The sequence below is a fragment of the Egbenema bharatensis FJBBOT/2019 genome (genome assembly GCF_048077055.1).
GTDB classification, from domain to species: Bacteria; Cyanobacteriota; Cyanobacteriia; order Elainellales; family Elainellaceae; genus Egbenema; species Egbenema bharatensis.
In genome coordinates, this window is record NZ_CP182236.1 from 5,062,237 (window position 1) to 5,082,453 (window position 20,217).

Genomic DNA, 20,217 nt, shown 5'->3' on the forward strand with positions numbered 1-20,217 from the left:
AGGAGTGGGGAGTGAGGAGTGAGGAGTGAGGAGTGGGGAGTAAATCTGCTTTTATGGGGCAAATAGCCTGCTCTCCTGTTGGACGAACATCTTACCCCTTGTGAGATAAACATTCTCCCCTCTTGTGGGATGGGCATCTTGCCCGTCCTGCCTGGTAAGGTACATTGCCCACACTGAACTGAATGCTATGCCGCTACGGGCGCACAATAAACTCAGACTGGATCGGCTCAACTTGATTAGCAGTCTCCAACGCCTGATAAATCAAAGCTGCAATTTCAGCGCGAGTGACAGGGGCTGCTGGCGCGAGGGCACTGGGTTCTGGGTGATTGACAACTACCCCCGATTCTGTCGCTGAGGCAACGATAGGCACAGCCCAGTCTGAAATCTGATCGCTATCTTCGTAAATGGCTACAGATTCCTCTGGATTAGAAACTTCCGGTAGCTGGGCACCATTTGTCAGTGATACCAGTACTTGCTGTTTGGAAATCTGATCATTGGGAGCAAAATTGCCCTCAGGGTAGCCGCTCAGAAATCCAGCTTGAACGGCTTCATCGATCGCAGTCCTGGCCCAGAAATCTTCGGGAACATCAGGGAAGTCGATCGCCTCAGCGCGCTGATCCGGTGGCAGGATATTCTCAAGCAGGGCAGCGTACTCCGCCCGACTGACAGGCGTTTCTGGCTGGAACGTACCATCGTCGAACCCAGTGATGATTCCCCGGCGGCTCAACTCAGCGATGAAGGGATAGGCCCAGTAGTCTTGGGGGACATCTGTAAATTCCACCGCTTCACCCGTGGCAGGGGGGGCGACTACAACGGGAATCGGCGCAGGGACGACCGTTCCAGTCGTGGTAGGAGCCAATGCCGTTCCAGGTTGGACGGCCCTGGGAGAGGGAGTCACCGTCTGGACACCGGGAGTAGGGGTTGTCCTCACCTGAGGAGAGGGGGCAGGTAAGCGAGTGGCTTCTGGAGATTCGGAAAGGAGGAAGGGCCTGCGTTCTGCGGTGGTGGGACTGGGAAACAGTTGCAGATCAGCAAATCGGAACCCTGCATCTCTGCGGGTGAGTCCCCAAAACAAAATAGAACCGATCGCCGCCAAAGAAACCAGAATGGCAATGAATTCGTCAAAACCCAGATCACGATCGCGGGAGGGAGGGGGTTGTCCAGTCATGATTAGATTCAGCTACAAAACTCAACAGCACCGACAGGGTCATCGCAGATCATGCCGCAAATAAATAACACCTTGGTGCTGAGATTACCACAGGAATGCGGAGATAGAACAAGTTTGTGCCGATCAATTCACTCTAAATCTCCCGTAAAGGCCGAAAACGGATCGAGCCACATCAGCATGATTCGCTTCAGTTGGTTCATATCCCGGTACACTTCCTGCTTGACAAACTGCCCGATCGCATCCAGAGGTGAGAATTCTGTCCCACTTTGCCAATTCACATCCTGTCCTAACGGAGTTAAATGATTGCCTTTGAGGATTTGGACTGCGGTTAGCTTGGGAAACCGTTCTTGCAAAATGTCATGCAGCGATCGAGTTTGATCGATATCATCGTTGGTGAATTTAACTAGCAGGTTGCGTTGAACCTGATATTTGTCCAAAACCAGTTGAAATGTTTGCTCTGGCGATGGGGTGAATTCCACATCAAACTCTGGTACAGCAAAGGGAGGTAAGGCTTGGGTCGAAAATTGGGCTGCTACCTGCGAGACAAATCGAGTTGCAATTTGCGAAGTAAAGCGGGAGAAATCTGTCATCTGTTCCAACATGGGAATAGAACGTCGGGCTGGATAATTGTTGAATGAAATCAGGATATTTCCGGCGCGCTCCTGCGGATACAGACTACCAATCAACAAATGCAGTTTACAGCCCATGCTATGCCCCACACCATAGATGGGTAAGGAACCTAAGTTCAGGTCAGCCTGTAATTGTTCGAGTGCCAGATTCGATAACCGCATCACCCGCTGGGCGATCGTCGTATGATCCAGGGTATTGACAAACGGAGTGGCCACGATCGCGTACCCTTGAGTTGCCAGGTGTTCCAGTAAATTGCGATAGGTCACCTGGGGAGCGGTCGCCACAAAAGCTCCACCTAAAAAATGCACAATTGCCTTGGGCTGGGACGGAACCAGAACCCAATTTCCGTAAATTTCGCGCCATTCCATAGCTAGAGCCGATTGATTGATATTCACATAACTTTAGATAAAGTCTAACGAATTCCAGCGTGCCGTAGGGTAAGCACTCACTTCCCTCATCTTCTGACCCAATTCACCGATCGCAATCTATACCCATGCATCGATTCAAATTCTGTCAAATCCCATCAAAATCCATTTAGGATCGGGAATTAATAACTTGTGTAACCTTCTACCTTGTTAATTGGGCAGGTAAGATGCCCACCTCACAAGAATTTCAGGTTATGCAATTTTCATTTCTCAGGATCACGGTAGTGCCCGCAGGTTCCGTTTGGCTGATTTGGACTGATTGAAAGGAAAACAGATTGATGGATCGACTGAATTTCAAGGTACTGCACCAGTTTTGGACGATCGCCAAGTCCTACTGGTCAGGGGATGAGAAGTGGCAGGCCAGGGGGTTACTGCTGGGTGTGGTGCTGTGTTTGCTGACCTATACCGGGTTAAGTGTGGTTCTGAACAATAAGCGGGGAGTCTTGATTTCTGCCCTTTCTGCCCAGGATGAATCCCGCTTCTGGCAAACGGTGATCATTTTCCTGGCAGTGCTGGTGATCTACGCGCCCCTCCTGGCGGGCTATACCTATCTGCGCGATCGGCTGAGTTTGCAGTGGCGGCAATGGTTGACCCATCGGTTTGTGAATCAGTACTTTGGCGATCGGGCATACTATAATCTGCAAATTTCGGGTAGTGACATTGATAACCCGGATCAGCGGATTGCTGAAGATGTGCGCAGCTTTACTCAGGAATCCCTGGCGTTTTTGCTGGTGCTGGTGGAATCCGTCCTGTCGGTCATTGCCTTTAGCAGTGTCCTTTGGGGCATTTCTAAACCCCTGGTGTTTTTCCTGGTGCTGTATGCCCTGGTGGGGACTCTGGTGACGACCGTTGTGTTTGGTAGGCCCCTGGTGCGGTTGAACTTTGAACAACTGAAAAAAGAAGCCAACCTCCGCTTTAGCCTGGTGCGAATTCGGGAAAATGCTGAGTCGATCGCCTTTTACCAGGGGGAAGATCGGGAGTCCCATCAGGTGAAACAGCGATTTGCCGAGGTATTTGAAAACGTAAAACGCCTGCTGATTTGGGAGCTAAATCTGAATGTTGTCACCAATGCCTACGAGTTTATTCCCTTTATCCTGCCTGCCCTGGTGGTAGCTCCAGGAATTTTTGCCGGGGAGATCGAAGTGGGGAAGGTGTCCGAGGCGCAGGGAGCCTTTATCCGCGTCTTTTTCTCGCTGAATGTGGTGGTGTCTCGCTTCCAGGCGTTGACGACCTTCGGGGCGGGCATTAACCGTCTATACACCTTTGCTGAATTTCTGGAGCCGGGCGAAGCAGAACCCACCGATGAGTTTCCCAAAATTCAAACCTTCACAGACGATCGCCTCGCAGTGGAACATCTGAACCTGCAAACTCCGAACTATCAGCGGACGTTGATCGAAGATTTGTCTGTGGAGTTGCCCACTGGGGCTGGGCTGCTGGTGATGGGGCCGAGTGGGTGTGGCAAAAGTTCTCTGCTGCGGGCGATCGCCGGATTGTGGAATGCTGGTACGGGAACGATCGTCCGTCCTGAAGCGGATCAGATCCTATTTCTGCCCCAACGTCCTTATATGGTGCTGGGTACACTCCGCGATCAGTTGCTCTATCCCAAGACCCACCTGGAAGTGAGTGATGAGCAGTTGCAGCAGGTATTGGCTCAGGTGAATCTGGCTGGATTAGACGAACGAATGGGTGGCTTTGATGCCGAGCAGGAGTGGGCGGATGTGCTGTCTTTAGGGGAACAACAACGGTTAACCTTTGCTCGATTGCTGCTGAATAAACCCACCTACGCCATTCTGGATGAGGCGACCAGTGCCCTGGATTTGAGCAACGAGGAGCAACTTTACCAGCACCTGAAGGCGATCGGCAGCACGTTTCTCAGCGTTGGTCATCGCTCCACCCTGGCGAACTACCATCAGTCTCTCCTGCAACTGTCCCAGGATAAAACCTGGCAGATGAAATCCCTGAATTATCCATTGAACAGTAATTGAAAAGTGGTGAGAGAGAGTCATGGGTGCGTTTCTGATAGTCAGTTTGTTTGCTGATCCGTTCAACGGTTCGTGTTTCCTGGCGCATCACCAGTTCGTGCGATGCAGTTAAAGCGGTAGGAGCGCAAGCTGTCAGCCGACCGAGCATTGCTTTCATGCCGCCTGCCCAGCACCACCAGCCCACCAGCGGAAGGAGAGGTAAATGACCACAGGGAGCTTCTTCCAGCCAAAAACGAGTTGCATCTGCCTCTGTAATGGCTAAGATGGCGGCGTTGTAGTCTATCCAGGTGTTGCTGTTGCGCCAACCTACACACTGCCCAAATTGGAAAAGGTCATCCTCACTAAGAGCAGGCTGGTTCTTCTGAAAATGTTGCCACACTTGCTGTTGGGCACTGAATCCAAATCGCCCTTCACTTTCGCTTTTCCACAAAATATCGATCGATTGCAGGTCAGCGCAGGGAAAATATTCCAGATCTCTCCAGGTCAGATGCCATCCCCGATGTTGCCATCCCGTCAGCATGAGTTCCAGTTGGGACTGTCTCTCTTCTTCCGTCGTTTGAGTCGAATTGAGCAACCGAATCAGCGTGGGGCGATTTGCTGTCGTGAGTTGATGTTCAGAGGCAGTATTTAACAGGTTCGTTAATAGTCCGACTAACTTCAGCCGATCGTCAACAATGGTTTCCAACAACAATTCAGGTAGTTTCTTAGAAAGCTGTCCTGCTAGTGAGCTGGGAGAATGATTAGTGGTCAGGGAACCGTCCTGATTATCAAATTTTTGATTGAGTCGATTCGATAGAAAAACCACCGTATTCATCAAAATCTCTAGCACCTTAGGCAACGCTGCATCGTTGGCAACGAAGGCTTTCGCTAAAGCTTCAATGTCGGTTTCTTGTAAAGAAAATACCTCTCGCTCCATCAGGAATTTCAACACTTTGGGCAAGATGAACCTGCTAGAGGAAAAGGCTTTAGCGAGCCTGGCAAGCTTCCCCTTTTCCCGGCGGTATAGTGGATATAAGTCAACAATAACTTGCTGTAATCTACCTTCGTTAAAACATAGAAGATTCAATAAATTTTCAAATTCTTCTTCCGTTAATAAGTGACTGTTTTTTTGGTCAATTGATTCCAGGGTAAAGGTAGAGTCTCTAATGATGGCCAATAGATCCAGGGATAAACCTGATTCATCTGAATAAAGTGAATCTGCCAGATTGGAAACATCTTCGCGGGTGAATGAATGGGTTTGATTCAGTCTGTTGATGCGCTCAAGAAAATGCTTAAATTTGTTTTTATGGGTAGATAAGCAATTAAGGCAATCAGCTCCTTGCTCATGGGAAAGCTTGCCAGAAAACTTGAGATCTTTAATGATTTTCTCCAGTTTTTGAATCAGCCGAACATCTCCAAACAAAATGGAGTTCACCTGTTCAAACACTCTACCGGGTTGTAAGCGACGGTATGGATCTAAATCGGCTAATATCTCAAGGGTTTCTGTCAATTCTGCAACGCGAGTAACCGATAAATAATCGAGTAGTTCGTTGAAATTCTGGTAGCTGAGTTCACCTGTAAAAATTGACTGCTTGACTGTTTCCAGGAATAACCTCGATCGCTCAAAACTTCCGGAAGAAACGGCTTCTGCCAGGGCAGAAATCTGATCATCCCCCAGCCGACGGTACGGATCGATCTGGCCAGAATTCTCAGGACTCGCTTGAGTTCATTCACATTTCCATAGGCTAAGTAATTGAGTGCATGAGTCAGCTTTTCTTGATTCAGTTCTCCCGAGTCGGCTAAAGCCCTGAGTCTTCCCAACAGTTCAGCAAAAATGAATTCTTCCTCAGAAAGGGGTTTGCTGGAGAAGGTTTGCGGTTCTGATTTGGCTGGATTGGCAGTGGGATCAAGGGCAGCAAGCAGACCCAGGACATGACTGAAGCTATTCCCTGAAGGTATGGAATTCGATCGCTGGGTCTGGGGGCTTTGATGGGATGCGCCTGCTATTTTGACCGCAGAATAGTCCAGACCTCTGAGTAGTTTCAACTCATCCGAGGATAAAAGCTTTAATAAAAGATACGACTCCGATTGGCAAAATTGATGCGATAAACCAAGCGTTTTTGCTAACTTTTCCTGACTTTCTCGATCGAGCAAAGGCATTAATAACATAATGTCTTGCTGCTGAAATAAACCAAAAGCAGTCAGGGCTAAAAATAGCTTGATTGCCTTTTTTTCCAGCGATCGATCGGTTCGTAAAGTTTGTCGGTAATGACTATAATCTGCATCGCTCAACGCCTTAGTTTCGTGCAATTGGATCAGCAATTCCAGAACGAGTAACTTAATCCGTTCCGGAACCCCCATCCAATCAAGATCAGGCCCCCACTGTTGAAACAAAGCTTCCAGTTCAGCGTTGGATAGCTGGCGTGATACCGCCATTGCCTTCAGTACTTTAAGCCGTCCTGGAGCATCTAACGCGGAAAACAGGATGTGGATATCTTCACGCACCAATCGTCCCGATCGAATCAACACCTCAATCCGACCCGAAGCCTCCAACAACTTCAGAAGTGTCTCTTCATTTGCCTCTTTCCACTGCTTTTTTCGCAGGAAGCGAGCCAGATTGCTGTAATCTACGTCCCGTTCTGAACACCAAACTGTCATGTTGACGCTCCAAAGTGATGAATACCACACCACAATGAGTTTGAGGCAGGCTTAATCAGTAGATACAAGGTTGACGGAAAGGTTCCGGGGGGATAGCCAAATCAGCGTCAAACATTTATATTTCGGCGTTGCTGACCAGGCTGAATAGGCTGAATGTAACGGGAGCATCCCATTGATCGTAGCGCAGGCATCTTGCCTGCCAGTGAGATATTCGTATGCCTGCCAGTGAGATATTCGTAATATAAATGCAAAATTGACATACACCCGAGTGTAACTGCGATCGTTCTGTTTGGTTGACTGGGCGGGCAAGATGCCCACCCCACAAGCGTTATAGATGATTTAATTTCAGTAGATCACAAATCTTGTTTAGATCCCCCCTAGCCCCCCTTGAAAAGGGGGAACTGAGCCGAAAAAGGTTGAAGTCCCCCTTTTTAAGGGGGATTTAGGGGGATCAACCCCCGGTTCACTGTGAAACGAACCCATTTTAGATCTACTGAATTTGCATGCTTAAGCGATCATAATACCCGTTCCCAATTTCTGCTCGAACGCCGCTAGAGCCTGAGCATCCGCCATGTGGGTTTGACCATAGATTTTCGGCAATTGGCCTGTGGCTGCCAGAACCTGACGGACTTCAGCGTTGGTCATATCCGCTAAATTTTTACCGGAGGCCATTGCCATCGCTGCTGCAATTCCCACGCCCTGCCCTACCCCAACGTTGTACTCAACGATCCGACCGGCGGAACTGGCATACCCTTCAAAGCCTGAAGCGGGACTGATGACGGCTAAGTTCGGCACATCCTTCATCAAAGCATGACGAATGCCAATGTTCATCAAGGGCTGTTGGAATTCAATACTGCTAAATCCGTTCGCCGCTGCCGCTTCCCGCAGCCCTCGAATCCCGCCTCTGGCATCAAATCGATAGCCGAAGGTGCCCAGGGCTTCGTGGTTTGGGACTCCCCCCATCAACATCATTGCCCCCGTCAGGGGTTGCACTGCGCCTCGGACATTTCCCGTGTGACGAACATACAGTTCCCTGGCCGATCGACTTGAAGCCCAGGCTGAGGAACCACTTTTCTACATAGCCCAGTTCATTCCACATCTCCGGCGTTGGTTTGGCTTGATTGCGGGCTAAAGCTTCTGCTTCATCGGCATTGACCTGAAACATCAGGGCATTCCAGGACAGATTCCCATTCGGCAGGATGGCAATGTTGGCATTGTCAAAAATAGCGCGGCTTTCGTACTGGGAAAGCTTGGTGCCCCGGAAGGCATGGTAGGCGATCAACAGGGCCCGACTGCGCACGTCAATATAATCTCTTCCCTGCCACATGGTCAGGAATTGGCCGCGTTCATCCCGCCGAGCCAGATCCTGACGTAGTTCCTGAATCAGTCTAGGATCGGACGAGGCTGCTACTTGAATAAAGCGTTGGGCTTCTGTATCTGCCGGGTTATTCATCCGCCGCAAATAATGAGCCTCGATCGCCTTCAATTCGTGAATAGGCAGTCCCTCGGTTTCGACTACCAGCGTCACCGAAAGCGATGAGTTGGGCAGCCCAAAGGTTTCAAACCCCTTCAGCATGGGCACTCCCGCTGCCTGGGCCAGTTCTGCATTCACCGTGGAATCAAAAAACTGTCGTCCGCGATAAATTTCCCCCCGATGGGTTCTAATCCCAGAAAGGCGCGGCCCATCTTTTAATACTGCGGCAATTTCAATACTACTGAGAATATCGGCTCTGACTTCGCTCAACATTTGGCGCAAAACTTGATTTGCGCGAGCATGATCCAGGGCAATTAAAGCCACCCCCGATCGCCGTAAAAATTCTTTATAGAGTGCAGGCGGATCACCAAAATCATCCAGATTATGTCTTTGGCGAATCTCTAACGGGATGCTGCTGCGATCGAGATAGGCTAACCGCCCCCGCACCAGATGCCCTCCCAATCCCAGAGCTGCCGGACTTTTGAGCATGACTAAACTACGGGGGAAGTAGCCAAAGCGTCGTCGATATTCCCTTGCTGCTGCAACAATGGTCAAAATTCCGGGGACTTCATCGCCAAAGCAAATGAAATCATAGAAGCGTTCATTCGTCATGGTGAATCCTGAATTATAAATACAGCGGTTATAACAGTGAGGGTTAGATCACGAACCTGTGGTGACGGTTAGGTAAGTAACATCATGGACTGGACAAATTGGATCATGCTGGGGGCAGGATTGGCAGCCGGAGCGATCGGGGGATGGATTGCTGCGCGGCCAAGTCTCCACAAGATTAGCTCATTGACTGGGGAAAAGCTCGATATTGCTGACTCTGCTACCTCTGGCTCTACTGCACTGCCCCATTCTGCTCCCCCTTCCACCAAGGGGACTCAAATTTCAGAGATGCAGGTTTCAGAGATGCAGGCGTTGGCAGATGAACTACACCGCACCCGACTGGCGTATCACATGGCCAAAGAATTGGGGCAGCTTCAGGCCGGTTTTTGGCCCGCACTTCCCACGAACTGCGATCGCCCATTAACAGCGTTATTAGTTTGCATCAATTGATTTTGGCTGACCTGTGTGAAGATCCAGCAGAAGAACGGGAATTTGTGTCCCAGGCTAATACAGCGGCTCAGAAAATGTTGTCGCTGATGGATCAATTAATTAAGGTGGCGAAAGTTTCCTATGGTTCAGGACAAATCAATCTATCCTCCCTGTGTTTACTGGATGTACTGCTGGAAGTGCATCAGTTTACCCACCTGCAAGCTCAAAATCGGAATTTGCGGCTGAACATTGAATTCCCAGATGAAGCAGTGACAGTGTTGTCCGACTCGGACTGGCTACGGCAGATCTTAGTCAGCTTAATTGATTCATCCATTGCTCTGATGCAGGAAGGCACAATTCGTGTAACAACGGGGATGGATACCGCTTCAGGACTGGTGCAGATCTGGATTGAGGATGAACGATCGCCCGACAGTTGGCAGGAACCGATCGATCTTTTGAAGGCGGATGCCTCAGATTCAACCCATCCAGCAGCACTGAGGACAACTCAGACCATAGAAGAATTAAAAACAGAACTCAATCAACCCCCTTCGCCCGGATTGGTTCTACTGGTCAGCCAGAAACTGCTGGAGCGGATGGGCGGTCGCCTGGAGTTGTTGAGCACTCCCTCTACTCCATCACTGACCCGAATTCAGTGTTCCATTCCGATCGCCAGTTCGGTGGCTTAGGATCTCGATCGAGATAGTTATGGCCAATCTTCAAATCTTGCTGTGAGAGAATAAGGCAATCGGTTTGAGAAACCCCTATGGAAGAGTACTTGTGTTCCAGTGAGGCGATCGACTGGGAGCATCCAGCCATCATAGAGCTTGCCAAGAAGATTGCATTAGAGCATGAAACCCCTGAGGCGATCGCCAAGGCTTGCTTTGAGTGGGTTCGAGATGAAATTCACCACAGCTACGACTATCAGATGAACCCTGTCACCTGGCGAGCTTCTGATGTACTTCGGCACAAAACAGGATATTGCTATGCCAAAAGTCACCTGTTAGCTGCTCTGCTCCGCGCCAATGGTATTCCAGCAGGGCTATGCTACCAGCGATTGAGTATTGACGATAAAGGCGAACCCTACAGCTTACATGGCTTTAATGCAGTGTATTTACCCGGCGTGGGCTGGTATCGCGTCGATGCGAGAGGCAACCGGGAAGGCGTTGATGCTCAGTTCACTCCTCCCCAAGAACAATTAGCATTTAAGGCTCAGTTTTCTGAAGAAGCGGATTTTCAGTCCATCCTTCCGGAACCACTGCCAGTCGTTCTAGAGGCGTTACAAACCCAAACAACCTGGGATGGGCTGCTCCATCATCTTCCCGACATTTCTTTGGTAGAGGCAGAAAAAATAGGTCTATAGTCGCCAAAATGGGCTTTTTGCCATCTGCTTATGCCAACGGTGGAATCTAGTAGGTATGATTGAGCCAGAATCAATGGCTGTGATCAGTGGCTGTGATCAGTATCAAGCTGTAGTAGATATTCTCTGTATTTTGCCAGCGGATTTATTGACAAGACGTTAGCGTGTAGGGCATGGTGACAGTTGTTTTAATTTTCAATAGCTTGTTGGCGTTGCTGTGCTTATACGTAGCCTGGCAAGTTTGCCGATTGCGCAATGCCCTGGCGAATGTGGCGGACGCTTTGATTGCCGCAGAACACACCACTCACCGAGTCTTGCATAATGCTCCGCATCATATTTCTAAGCGGCAAGCCTGTACATATCAACTGCGTCGAGACTACTATCATCTCACCCTACAGATGCAAAAGGTGCAGCAAGTTCTAGCCTTGCTGGGACTGGGGCGATTTCTCTGGCAGCAGTATCAACAGAAGTATACGGTGCGCCAGTGGATCCCCCGATCGTCGTCTGGTTCGGCAGAAGCCACGATAGGGGATGGAGCCATTGCTCCGGGTGGGGAACCGCTACGACCGCGATCGAGGCGAAACAGTGCCAGGAAGTCCTTACGAGAGCGTAGACTATAGGCTGTGGGATAGGTTTGATTCAGTACTTGTTAGGGGTTTGTGGTTATGGCAGATAATCGCTCTGGGTCTTCAGGTTTGTTTATTGGTGGCATGGTCGTAGGGGCTGTGATCGGTGCAGTGGCTGGGGTATTGGTTGCTCCAAAATCGGGACGAGAAACCCGACAACTGTTGAAAAAGTCAGCAGATGCATTGCCAGAATTGGCCGAAGACCTATCCTCCAGCGTGCAGCTCCAGGCCGATCGGCTATCTGAAACGGCATTGCGAAATTGGGATGATACCTTGTCTCGATTGCGAGAGTCGATCGCGGTAGGATTAGAAGCCTCCCAGCGGAAGCGACAAGAACTTGACGCAACAGAGGTGGTTGCGCACACTGAACCCCGATCGTCAGTGCAGGATTCCAGTACAAGGTAAGCGGAACGTTTGTGGTTGATCCTCTGTTTTGGTTAGGTTTATCAATTCTTCTGGTGGCGGTCAGCTTGACGGCTGTACTGGTGGCTGCCTTGCCTGCCCTGAGGGAATTGTCTAGGGCGGCGCGCAGTGCTGAAAAGTTGTTTGAAACGCTCAACCGAGAATTGCCTCCAACCCTGGAATCGATTCGGCTCACTGGAATGGAGCTAACGGATCTGACGGAGGATCTGAGTGAAGGGGTGCAGAGTGCTGGGCGCGTTGCTCAACAGCTGGATCAGAGCATTACCGGGGTCAAACGGCAGGCCAAACAGGCACAAGTTGCTACCCGCAGTATTTTTGCAGGGGTCAGAGCGGCCTGGAAAACCTTGAATCGTCCCACCCCAGTCCGCCGTTCCCGTGAGGCGCAATCTCTACCGCGCAGTCCATCTTCCCCTGATGTCCGCAATGCTTTGACTGCGGATGCCCGTGAACCTCTGAACGAGCGTTCCAACCGGTTTCCTGTAGCGAATAACCGATCGACCTTTGAAGCAGAACTGGAATCGGTTGAGCTAGAAGGCAATCAGCTAGATGACTCCAGAAATTCCCCTAAGTCTCATGCTGATCGCAGCCTGAACGACTGAAGCAGTCCGCATCACGGCAGTATCACAGCAATAATGGCTCCATTTGTAGGTTGATATAGCTATCCTCCGTAGGATTTGAACGGGGTGCAGGGGTAAAACCCTGGCGTGGGGGCGTTGCCCCTACCCCCTTGTTCACAAACAATTTGTGAACGCTATAGTCGATCGAGCAATTTGTAGCAGGCAAGATGCCTGCACTACAGTTTTTCTCTTCCCTGCTCGCCACGAATCTATTCACCTCAAAACTGCTGTAGTATGATTAATATGAAAATTAAGTAAACAAATGTAAAGAAGTGCATACTGATTCCTGACATTTGTATCATTTAGGGATCTGCAATAGAATGGCATCCCAATCCTTGAAGCAATCTGCTGTAAGGGCGTACGATTGTGCGCCCCCATTGAGTACGTTTTTTTCGCAGACCCCGTAGCTCAAAACCGCTTTCCTTGCCTGCACCACCCGATTGTTCAAATACCATTTGAATTCACGATGTTAAACTTCCGTCCTCAACGATCGTTCAGCCTGATCGCCGCTTGCTTGCTCGTACTGTTCACCTGGGCCATTGCACCCGCCGCTTACGCCTACGACAATCCAGAGCTTCTGCCCGATCGCCTCACCCCTGTCATTGATCTGGCGGATTCGCTCACCGAAATTCAGCAGGCTGATCTGGAAAAGCACCTGACCGAGTTTGAAACTGAAACAGGCTGGAAACTGAGAGTGCTGACTCAGTTCGATCGCACGCCAGGACGGGCAGTGAAGGAATATTGGGGATTAGACGATCGGAGTGTCCTGCTCATCGCAGACCCCAGAGGTGGGAACCTGCTGAACTTTAGTGTGGGGGATGACCTGTTTGATCTACTTCCCCGCACGTTTTGGATTGAGCTACAAACGCGGTATGGGAACCAGTTTTTTGTGCGGGATAATGGCGAGGATGCGTCGATTCTAGGGGCGTTGGAATCGGTGGAAGGCTGTTTGCGGCAGGGGGGATGTCAGGTTGTTCCAGGGCTGCCGAGGGAACAGTGGCTCCTGACCCTGATTACCTCTGTAGTGGGAGGGGTGGTCTTTGGGTTTGCCGCTCAACCCCGTGAAGCAGGGAAGTCTTTTTCGTGGCAGTGGGCTTTGATCTTTTCGCCCTTATGGGGAATTTTGTTTATCGCCTTTGGCATTGGCCCGGTCGTCACCCGCACCGCTGATTGGCTGCCTCTTGGGCGCAATATTGCTGGGTTTATCTTGGGTGCCCTGGTTGCCTTCCTGTCTCCTTTACTGAATGCCCCCCCTACATCGGAAACCTGACTCTTTGGCGAACAAAAAAATCTAGATTTATGGATGGAGGCGCGAAATTTCGCGTCTCTTTGTCGCTGGAGTGGCAAAATTAACGTAGTCCAATAGCGATCGGGTAATGATGGAGTGGCACGTAACCGATGCTCAAAGTTTGAGAATCATTGATAGTGAAATTGGCGATCACTCATTTTCTCCGTCGGAATATGAGATTGTGCGTCGTGTGATCTATGCAACAGCAGACTTTGAGTACAAATCTTTAATTCGATTTTCTGATCAGGCTCTCCAGGCAGGAGCCGCTGCCTTGGCTGCACGGAGCACCATTATTGTAGATGTGCCAATGGTACAGGTGGGAATTGCCCCAACCATTCAAAACACCTTTGCCAATCCGGTCTATTGCAGCATGGAAGCCCTCACCCGCCCTCAGCGCGAAAAATCGAAGGCTGCCTGGGGAATTGTTACCCTGGCCCGCCGCTATCCGGAAGGCATTTTTGTGATTGGGCAAGCTCAAACGGCCTTAACCGCCCTGGTTGAACTGATCGAAGCCGAAGAGATCCGACCCGCACTGGTGATTGGTACCCCCGCAGGATTTGTTGGAGTGGATGTGGCTGTAGAACGACTGAAGGATTCCCTGATTCCCCACATTCGGATTGAGGGGCGCAAGGGCAGTGCGGTTGTTGCAGCGGCGATCGTCGATGGTTTGGTCGATCTAGCCTGGCAGGCCTACGGCAAAGAGAATACTGGTATTCGGTAAAGCAGTCTGCCCGCATCAGAGTTCAGAACTCCGATCGTTTCAACTGTTCGATCGCCTGCTGACAATCCTCCACTGAAGCCCGCTGTTCCATTGCAGATACCAGAGCTTCGTAAGCTTCCCAGTGGGATTGGATCAGAGATTTAGCCTGAAAAATGGCCCATTGCTCCTTCTGTTTCCCCTCAGAAGGGGGACGCTGCGTTTTTGACCAGAGCAAGCGAAAATTCTGGCGATCGTCCTGTCCACCCTCTGGTTTGTCATAGCTCAATGACTCTGCCGCGATGCCGGCCATCAACACCGTACAGTAGCGATCGAACAGTTGGGCTGGAAGGGATCCCTGGTTCACTGCCGCTTCAAGTTCCTGCGACCCAAAACTGACTCCACCTAAACCCGGTTTTCCCTGCCGAAACGCTTCCCATGCGCTGAGGGTATAGCCCGTCACGGGAATTTCTAGCAAATGAGCTGCCAAAAAATGTCCCGCCTCGTGCCGCACCACGCGCAGCCGATGGTCAGGAGAAAACTGATTCAACCAATCCACAATCAGAGTTCCCGCTTGACCCTGCCAGCCCAGTGTGTCCACCGTGATGAAGCTCAAGATGCTAAAGGTGGCGATCGCAGGTACCGCAGGCGAGAGGTGGATGAGCGGGCCCAGCAAGCTGGTCATCACCAGGGTGAAAATTGTGATGGCCGTCAGGTTAAGGGTTGTTTGGTTCATCAGAATTGGAATTGGAGGTGAGGGTTCGGGCGCGGTAGAAAGTTTCCAGGCTATGACGATCGCCAACAAATCGCCAGTGCCAGGGTTCGTAGCTTACCCCCTGAGGATTATTTTCTGGAAACGACAGTTCAAAGCTATAGTAAGCCGCATTCTCCTGTAGCCATTCAAACGCTCTGGTATTTTCAAAGCTGCCTCTTAAATTGGCATCCGGGTAGTAACCATCACCAATATCAATGGCATAGCCCGTGTGGTGTTCACTGTAGCCCGGAGGGGCACTGACTTCAGCCCGAATGGTGGCCTGCTGACCGCGCTGGGCTTTGATATCGAAAAAGAGGCTTTCCTGTGTTTCCAGCGATCGAAAACCAGAAAGCGGTACGAGCCTGACCCCATCTGCTCGGGCATCATTCATCATGCGCAAAAATTCCTCGGCAGCGGCTCGGCGGAGCAAAAGCGTACCATCATCGGTGATCGGCTCTAACTCTGAGGTGGGTGCTTCTTCATAGCGAATATGCCCCAATAATTCTTCAAGTTCTCCAGGTTCTCCGATCGCCGCATTACGGTCAGTGCCGACGCTGGATGGTTCTGGCTCAACCACCGCTACAGGCTCAGAGGAGTTACCAGGAGCAAGGGATGCAGAAATGGGTTGCCATTGTGGCCAGATCATTGGTAAGAGGATCGCTGTGAGTAATCCCAAACCACCCAATCCCCACAAGAGCATCGATTGCCGTAACCGAAATTTTGATTTGAGCGATCGGGGTTTATGACCTGGAATTTCTCGGATAGCCTCTGGAATATCATGAGCCGGAGCTGCTGAAAAGTCAGTGAGGTTCTCTGATGAAATGGTCAACTCGTCAGGAGTTTCGGGTAGACCTGTATTATCCACAAGCAGCTCCTCCTGTCATGCACTTAGTCACCTGGATAATTGTAGCGGAGGCGGTTGCCCATAGTGGAGACTTGGGGAAGGGAGAAATGGGAAATAGGAAGTAAAAATTGGGGGGTGAGGGATGAAGGTTGGGAGGTCGGAGGGAATTGGGCATTGGAGCTTAAGACTTTATGAAACTTGCAGTTCCTACAGTATTTCTGCATCACCTGAACTAAACATCCCCCGGTGTACGCATACTCAGGATGTTCTTTATGGTTAGTTGCCCAGTTCATTGCCCAGTTCATTAACCAAACAATTATCCAAATAATTACTCAAATAATTACCCCCAAAAACCTCTCAGGTTGTACCCTTTGCGGCTGCTGATCTTCAGGCAGGAGTGTTAACGTGACAATCAGGCCCATTTCCGACTCCCTCAGTTCTACGGGCTTTCTCCCCGTTCCGCGAATCGTACTCAGCACGCTTCTGCCACCATGCCTGTTTTACAAACCCTTCTCCCGCTCTACATTCCCCTGGTCGGCTGGGTCACGCTAGGTGTAATACTGGGGCGCGTTTTGCCCAGAAGTGTTCCTGAGCGGCTAGGAAAATTTCTGTTTTGGATCGGTGTCCCCGCTAGTATCATGATCTTCTTGCGGCAGGCCGATCTGACTGCTTCTGTGTGGTTAGCTCCTCTGGTGAGCTGGATCGCAGTATTGCTGGGGGCAGCACTGGCGGTGCTGTGGATTAAAGGACAGGTTTATCTGGCGATCGGCAGTTCCCGCAGTTCCCGCAGTTCTCCACGATCGATATCTGTTTCGGCAAAGGCTCGAACGTCTGGATTGAAGTCTCATCTGAGTCATTGGCTTTCCCCCCAACAGCTTCGCCAAAAACCAACACAAGGTAGCTTTCTGTTATCAACGATGGTCGGTAACACTGGCTATTTGGGCTATCCAGTCGCCCTGACCCTGGTGGGGCCACAGTATTTTGGCTGGGCGGTATTTTACGATACCCTGGGCAGTACGCTGGCGGCTTACGGGTTAGGAGTGGTGCTGGCCGCTTACTTTGGCATGAAGTCGAGCCGGGGACGGGAATTGTTAGGGGCGTTAGTGAAAAACCCAGCATTATGGAGTTTCTGGGTGGGGTTATGGCTGAGAACAGTGACCTTCCCTGATGCGGTAGAACTCGGATTGCAGGGTATTGCCTGGCTGATTATTGGACTATCCCTGCTGTTGTTGGGGATGCGTTTGAGCCGAATTCAGTCCTGGCGAAACGTCCAGCAGGCATCGGTTGGGCTGGGCATCAAAATGGTGCTGGTGCCACTGATCTTGGGCTATGGGTTGCAGTTTTTGGGCATAACGGGTTTACCGCACCTCGTTTTAGTGCTCCAAATGGGAATGCCACCGGCCTTTGCCACCTTAGTGATTGCAGAAGCCTATGACCTCGATCGAGAGTTAACGGTAACAACATTGGCCCTGGGTTCCGTAATCATTCTCTTGACCCTGCCTGTTTGGTTATGGTTGTTTGGTTAACCCAGAATTTGGCTCATGCAGTTGATGAGTCATTTAGCCTACCCAGTTTACGTCCCCATCCTTCGAGCCAACGGACGGCAAAGGTTTAGCAATGGGTAATTCCCGCCGAGTGTAGGATTTGTTTGCTGAAGCAGTAGAGGAAACTGCCGATCGCCCAGGTTGAACCGTTGGACTGGTGCCGTTGGATTTGAGCTGATGAGAACCCGTTCCATGGGTCTGCACCGATGCAGGTTGGGCAGGTTGGGCAGGTTGGGCAGCCGCAACCGTTTTTTGGAACCCGTGCCGTTCCGGTTCAACTACCTTCTTCACAATCCATTCGATCGTTTGCTCTTTAACCCAACCCCTGGCCACCACAATCTCCCCAAACCGCATTCCAGTGGACTGTTGATCATTCAGAATGACGCTGACCTGATCAGGGGTCAACAAACCGGCTTCCACCAGATATCCTCCCAGGCGTTTTAGCGGGGATGTAGCAAGAGTTCGGTGATGATCGAATGAGGATTGCATAAATTGTGTTTCCTAAAGGTGACGAACAGGGGAGCATTCCAAAGATTGCTCTGACTGACCAATATGAAGACTAAGGGACACTAGCGACGGATCGAGACGCTACCCACGTCAGTAGTCTGCACCGTTTGCAGATCTCTTGGAGATGAGGCTTCAGGAGGGTTTGGATGAAAGTTGCATCGTTCTACTCAATCAACAAGAGCCGATCGCTTCAAATCGGTTCAAAATCAACCAGACAGGGAAACCGCAGTCATTGTTTAGGATTCAAAGAGTTCAGGATTCAACGAAATCTATGAATCGATCTACGTTTCCGATCAGTATAGCAACTGAGCCAGCCTGAACCACAGCCGTTGATTTGACGAAAATTTGATGAACTTGTCTTTTACCTCAGTGTTTCTACGGGATATAGATACAGTTCATTGTTGAGCGATTTCGTACCCCTGGCGTTAACCCATTGGTAGATTTGGGCACTACTGAGTACAGCAAACCTAACCCGGCTTTAAACTCAGTGCGGTTTCTTTCTTCTATCTGGGTGCGTCTGACCCTTCTATTTCTCCTGGGTGTCCTGCTATTTTTGGGCTTCACCCACTGGCGGCAAAGCTCTGCCCTCAATCCCCAACCTGCCGCAATCCCTCCCCTGCCGCAAGACCCCCTGATTCAGGTTTATTTCAACCAATCGCAGTCTGCCTCCTACACCGATCCCTATCGGCAGCAAGCGCGATCGGGGGATAACCTGGAGCAGGTGATCATCGAGGCGATTCGATCGGCAAAATCATCCGTTGATCTAGCAGTTCAGGAACTTAACCTGCCGCAGATTGCTCAGGCATTGGTGGATCAGAAGCAGTCCGGTGTCAGCGTCAGAGTGGTTCTGGAAAATAATTACAGCCGACCCATGAGCAGCCTTTCTGCTACGGAAGTGGCGCAGTTAGACGATCGCAGCCGCCGTAAGTATGATGAGTTTGTCCAGTTGGTCGATCGAGATGGCAATGGGCAACTTTCCCAGGCTGAAATCAATCAGGGGGATGCCCTGGTGATGCTGCGTAATGCTCAGATTCCCTTTTTGGATGACACCGCAGACGGTTCTAAGGGAAGTGGGCTGATGCACCACAAATTTGTGCTGGTGGACAATACGACTTTGATTGCTGGCTCTGCAAACTTCACACTCTCTGATATTCACGGGGATTTTGCCTCCCCCAGCAGTCGCGGCAACGCCAACCATTTACTCCGCATCAGCAGTCCAGCGATCGTCAAACCCTTTAGCGAAGAATTTAACCTGATGTGGGGGGATGGTGTGGGAGGGCAACCCGATAGTTTGTTTGGCTTACAGAAACCCTATCGATCGCCGCAAACCATTTCCCTGGACAATCATTCATCCATTACGGTGCAATTTTCCCCCACCTCCAGCCGTTTGCTCTGGGAGCAAACCACCAATGGGCTGATTGGTCGCACCCTGAGTCAAGCCAATCAAGCCGTAGACCTGATGCTGTTTGTGTTTTCCGAACAAAAGCTGACCGATGTGCTGGAAACTAACCATCAGCGTGGTGTATCGATTCGGGCCCTGATCGATTCGGGTTTTGCCTACCGGGATTACAGCGAAGCCCTGGACATGATGGGGGTCGCTATGCCCAACAGCCAATGCCGTTATGCAGAAAACAATCGCCCCTGGAGTCGGCCGATCGCCTCGGTGGGAGTTCCTGACCTGCCTCAAGGGGATCTGCTGCATCATAAAGTGGGGTTGCTGGATCGCCGAATGGTGATTACTGGCTCCCATAACTGGAGTGCAGCAGCCAACGAAAAAAATGATGAGAATCTGCTGGTGATTGATAATCCCATCGTCGCAGCCCACTTCCAACGAGAATTCGATCGGCTCTACGCCGGAGCAACTTTGGGGCTACCCGTCCGCATCCAGGAAAAAATCCAGCAGCAGCAGGCACGTTGTGCGTCTTAGGATTCTGGATTCAATGACCTGTAATAACCCGTATTGTCGTTTTGCTCTGTTGACTGGGCAGGCAAGATGCCTACCCCACAAGAATGGCTCTAAGAGCGTTTGCCCCTAATCTTAAGAGAAATGCAGCAGGAACCCCTTCCAGGAAAAGGGAGTGCTAGACTGGCAACGCAACAGCACAGAGCAGATGTATTGAGGGTTTCAAACCTAATTTACATTGTTTGCAAATCTTTGCAAATTCAATCTCTGGTCTGCGAATCGTGTGCTTGTTTATTAATCCAG

General features: G+C 50.6%; 20 protein-coding genes. 11 read left to right on the plus strand and 9 right to left on the minus strand.

Features of this window, described 5'->3' with window-relative positions; translation table 11 throughout:
• Positions 1–193: 193 nt before the first annotated feature.
• Both ACM1PF_RS23400 and ACM1PF_RS23405 read right to left on the minus strand, forming a co-directional pair.
• Positions 194–1,168, minus strand: a complete 975-nt coding sequence (locus ACM1PF_RS23400; RefSeq protein WP_416667535.1) for an S-layer homology domain-containing protein — start codon at positions 1,166–1,168, stop codon at positions 194–196.
• A gap of 128 nt (positions 1,169–1,296) precedes the next feature.
• Positions 1,297–2,166: a DUF1350 family protein gene (locus ACM1PF_RS23405; protein WP_416676773.1), complete on the minus strand. Its 870-nt coding sequence runs from the start codon at positions 2,164–2,166 to the stop codon at positions 1,297–1,299.
• 335 nt (positions 2,167–2,501) lie between these two features.
• Here ACM1PF_RS23405 and ACM1PF_RS23410 point away from each other — a divergent pair, with 335 nt between their 5' ends.
• A complete protein-coding gene (locus ACM1PF_RS23410; protein ID WP_416667538.1) occupies positions 2,502–4,208 on the plus strand; it encodes an ABC transporter ATP-binding protein/permease in 1,707 nt (568 codons plus the stop codon).
• Here the strand turns inward: ACM1PF_RS23410 and ACM1PF_RS23415 are convergent.
• The 4 genes from ACM1PF_RS23415 to ACM1PF_RS23430 form a co-directional block, all read right to left on the minus strand.
• A complete protein-coding gene (locus ACM1PF_RS23415; protein ID WP_416667540.1) occupies positions 4,096–5,694 on the minus strand; it encodes a GUN4 domain-containing protein in 1,599 nt (532 codons plus the stop codon). The genes ACM1PF_RS23410 and ACM1PF_RS23415 overlap by 113 nt on opposite strands.
• Positions 5,691–6,842 carry a hypothetical protein gene (locus ACM1PF_RS23420; RefSeq protein ID WP_416667543.1) on the minus strand — a complete coding sequence of 384 codons (1,152 nt, stop codon included), beginning with the start codon at positions 6,840–6,842 and terminating at the stop codon, positions 5,691–5,693. Before ACM1PF_RS23420 ends, ACM1PF_RS23415 begins: the two co-directional genes overlap by 4 nt.
• 507 nt (positions 6,843–7,349) lie before the next feature.
• Complete coding sequence (locus tag ACM1PF_RS23425; RefSeq protein WP_416667546.1) at positions 7,350–7,835, minus strand: hypothetical protein; 486 nt, start codon at positions 7,833–7,835, stop codon at positions 7,350–7,352.
• The gene (locus tag ACM1PF_RS23430; RefSeq protein WP_416667548.1) at positions 7,753–8,928 is read right to left on the minus strand and encodes an FAD-dependent oxidoreductase; all 1,176 of its coding nucleotides are present in this window, start codon (positions 8,926–8,928) and stop codon (positions 7,753–7,755) included. Before ACM1PF_RS23430 ends, ACM1PF_RS23425 begins: the two co-directional genes overlap by 83 nt.
• Before the next feature lie 84 nt (positions 8,929–9,012).
• Between ACM1PF_RS23430 and ACM1PF_RS23435 the strand changes: the two genes are divergently transcribed.
• The 8 genes from ACM1PF_RS23435 (at position 9,013) to ACM1PF_RS23470 (ending at position 14,386) form a co-directional block, all read left to right on the plus strand.
• Positions 9,013–9,375 (plus strand): hypothetical protein, encoded by a 363-nt coding sequence (locus ACM1PF_RS23435; protein ID WP_416667550.1) that lies wholly within the window; start codon positions 9,013–9,015, stop codon positions 9,373–9,375.
• Positions 9,312–10,040: a sensor histidine kinase gene (locus ACM1PF_RS23440; protein WP_416667552.1), complete on the plus strand. Its 729-nt coding sequence runs from the start codon at positions 9,312–9,314 to the stop codon at positions 10,038–10,040. Before ACM1PF_RS23435 ends, ACM1PF_RS23440 begins: the two co-directional genes overlap by 64 nt.
• Positions 10,041–10,117: 77 nt before the next feature.
• Positions 10,118–10,714 (plus strand): transglutaminase-like domain-containing protein, encoded by a 597-nt coding sequence (locus tag ACM1PF_RS23445; protein WP_416667554.1) that lies wholly within the window; start codon positions 10,118–10,120, stop codon positions 10,712–10,714.
• Between the two features lie 170 nt (positions 10,715–10,884).
• Positions 10,885–11,331 (plus strand): hypothetical protein, encoded by a 447-nt coding sequence (locus ACM1PF_RS23450; RefSeq protein WP_416667557.1) that lies wholly within the window; start codon positions 10,885–10,887, stop codon positions 11,329–11,331.
• A gap of 45 nt (positions 11,332–11,376) precedes the next feature.
• A complete protein-coding gene (locus ACM1PF_RS23455; RefSeq protein ID WP_416667559.1) occupies positions 11,377–11,742 on the plus strand; it encodes a YtxH domain-containing protein in 366 nt (121 codons plus the stop codon).
• An 11-nt stretch (positions 11,743–11,753) separates the two neighbouring features.
• The gene (locus tag ACM1PF_RS23460; RefSeq protein WP_416667561.1) at positions 11,754–12,359 is read left to right on the plus strand and encodes a hypothetical protein; all 606 of its coding nucleotides are present in this window, start codon (positions 11,754–11,756) and stop codon (positions 12,357–12,359) included.
• Between the two features lie 484 nt (positions 12,360–12,843).
• Positions 12,844–13,647 carry a TPM domain-containing protein gene (locus ACM1PF_RS23465; RefSeq protein ID WP_416667564.1) on the plus strand — a complete coding sequence of 268 codons (804 nt, stop codon included), beginning with the start codon at positions 12,844–12,846 and terminating at the stop codon, positions 13,645–13,647.
• Between the two features lie 109 nt (positions 13,648–13,756).
• A complete protein-coding gene (locus ACM1PF_RS23470) occupies positions 13,757–14,386 on the plus strand; it encodes a precorrin-8X methylmutase (protein WP_416676775.1) in 630 nt (209 codons plus the stop codon).
• A 22-nt stretch (positions 14,387–14,408) separates the two neighbouring features.
• On the opposite strand, the gene ACM1PF_RS23475 is transcribed toward ACM1PF_RS23470, so the two are convergent.
• Positions 14,409–15,098 (minus strand): ATP-dependent Zn protease, encoded by a 690-nt coding sequence (locus tag ACM1PF_RS23475; protein WP_416667567.1) that lies wholly within the window; start codon positions 15,096–15,098, stop codon positions 14,409–14,411.
• The gene (locus tag ACM1PF_RS23480) at positions 15,079–15,981 is read right to left on the minus strand and encodes a M15 family metallopeptidase (protein ID WP_416667569.1); all 903 of its coding nucleotides are present in this window, start codon (positions 15,979–15,981) and stop codon (positions 15,079–15,081) included. Before ACM1PF_RS23480 ends, ACM1PF_RS23475 begins: the two co-directional genes overlap by 20 nt.
• 470 nt (positions 15,982–16,451) lie before the next feature.
• Here ACM1PF_RS23480 and ACM1PF_RS23485 point away from each other — a divergent pair, with 470 nt between their 5' ends.
• Complete coding sequence (locus ACM1PF_RS23485) at positions 16,452–17,486, plus strand: AEC family transporter (RefSeq protein WP_416667572.1); 1,035 nt, start codon at positions 16,452–16,454, stop codon at positions 17,484–17,486.
• A gap of 33 nt (positions 17,487–17,519) precedes the next feature.
• On the opposite strand, the gene ACM1PF_RS23490 is transcribed toward ACM1PF_RS23485, so the two are convergent.
• Complete coding sequence (locus ACM1PF_RS23490; protein WP_416667575.1) at positions 17,520–17,993, minus strand: hypothetical protein; 474 nt, start codon at positions 17,991–17,993, stop codon at positions 17,520–17,522.
• A gap of 529 nt (positions 17,994–18,522) precedes the next feature.
• On the opposite strand from ACM1PF_RS23490, the gene ACM1PF_RS23495 reads away from it, so the two are divergent.
• Positions 18,523–19,938 carry a phospholipase D-like domain-containing protein gene (locus tag ACM1PF_RS23495; RefSeq protein ID WP_416667577.1) on the plus strand — a complete coding sequence of 472 codons (1,416 nt, stop codon included), beginning with the start codon at positions 18,523–18,525 and terminating at the stop codon, positions 19,936–19,938.
• Positions 19,939–20,217: the final 279 nt, after the last annotated feature.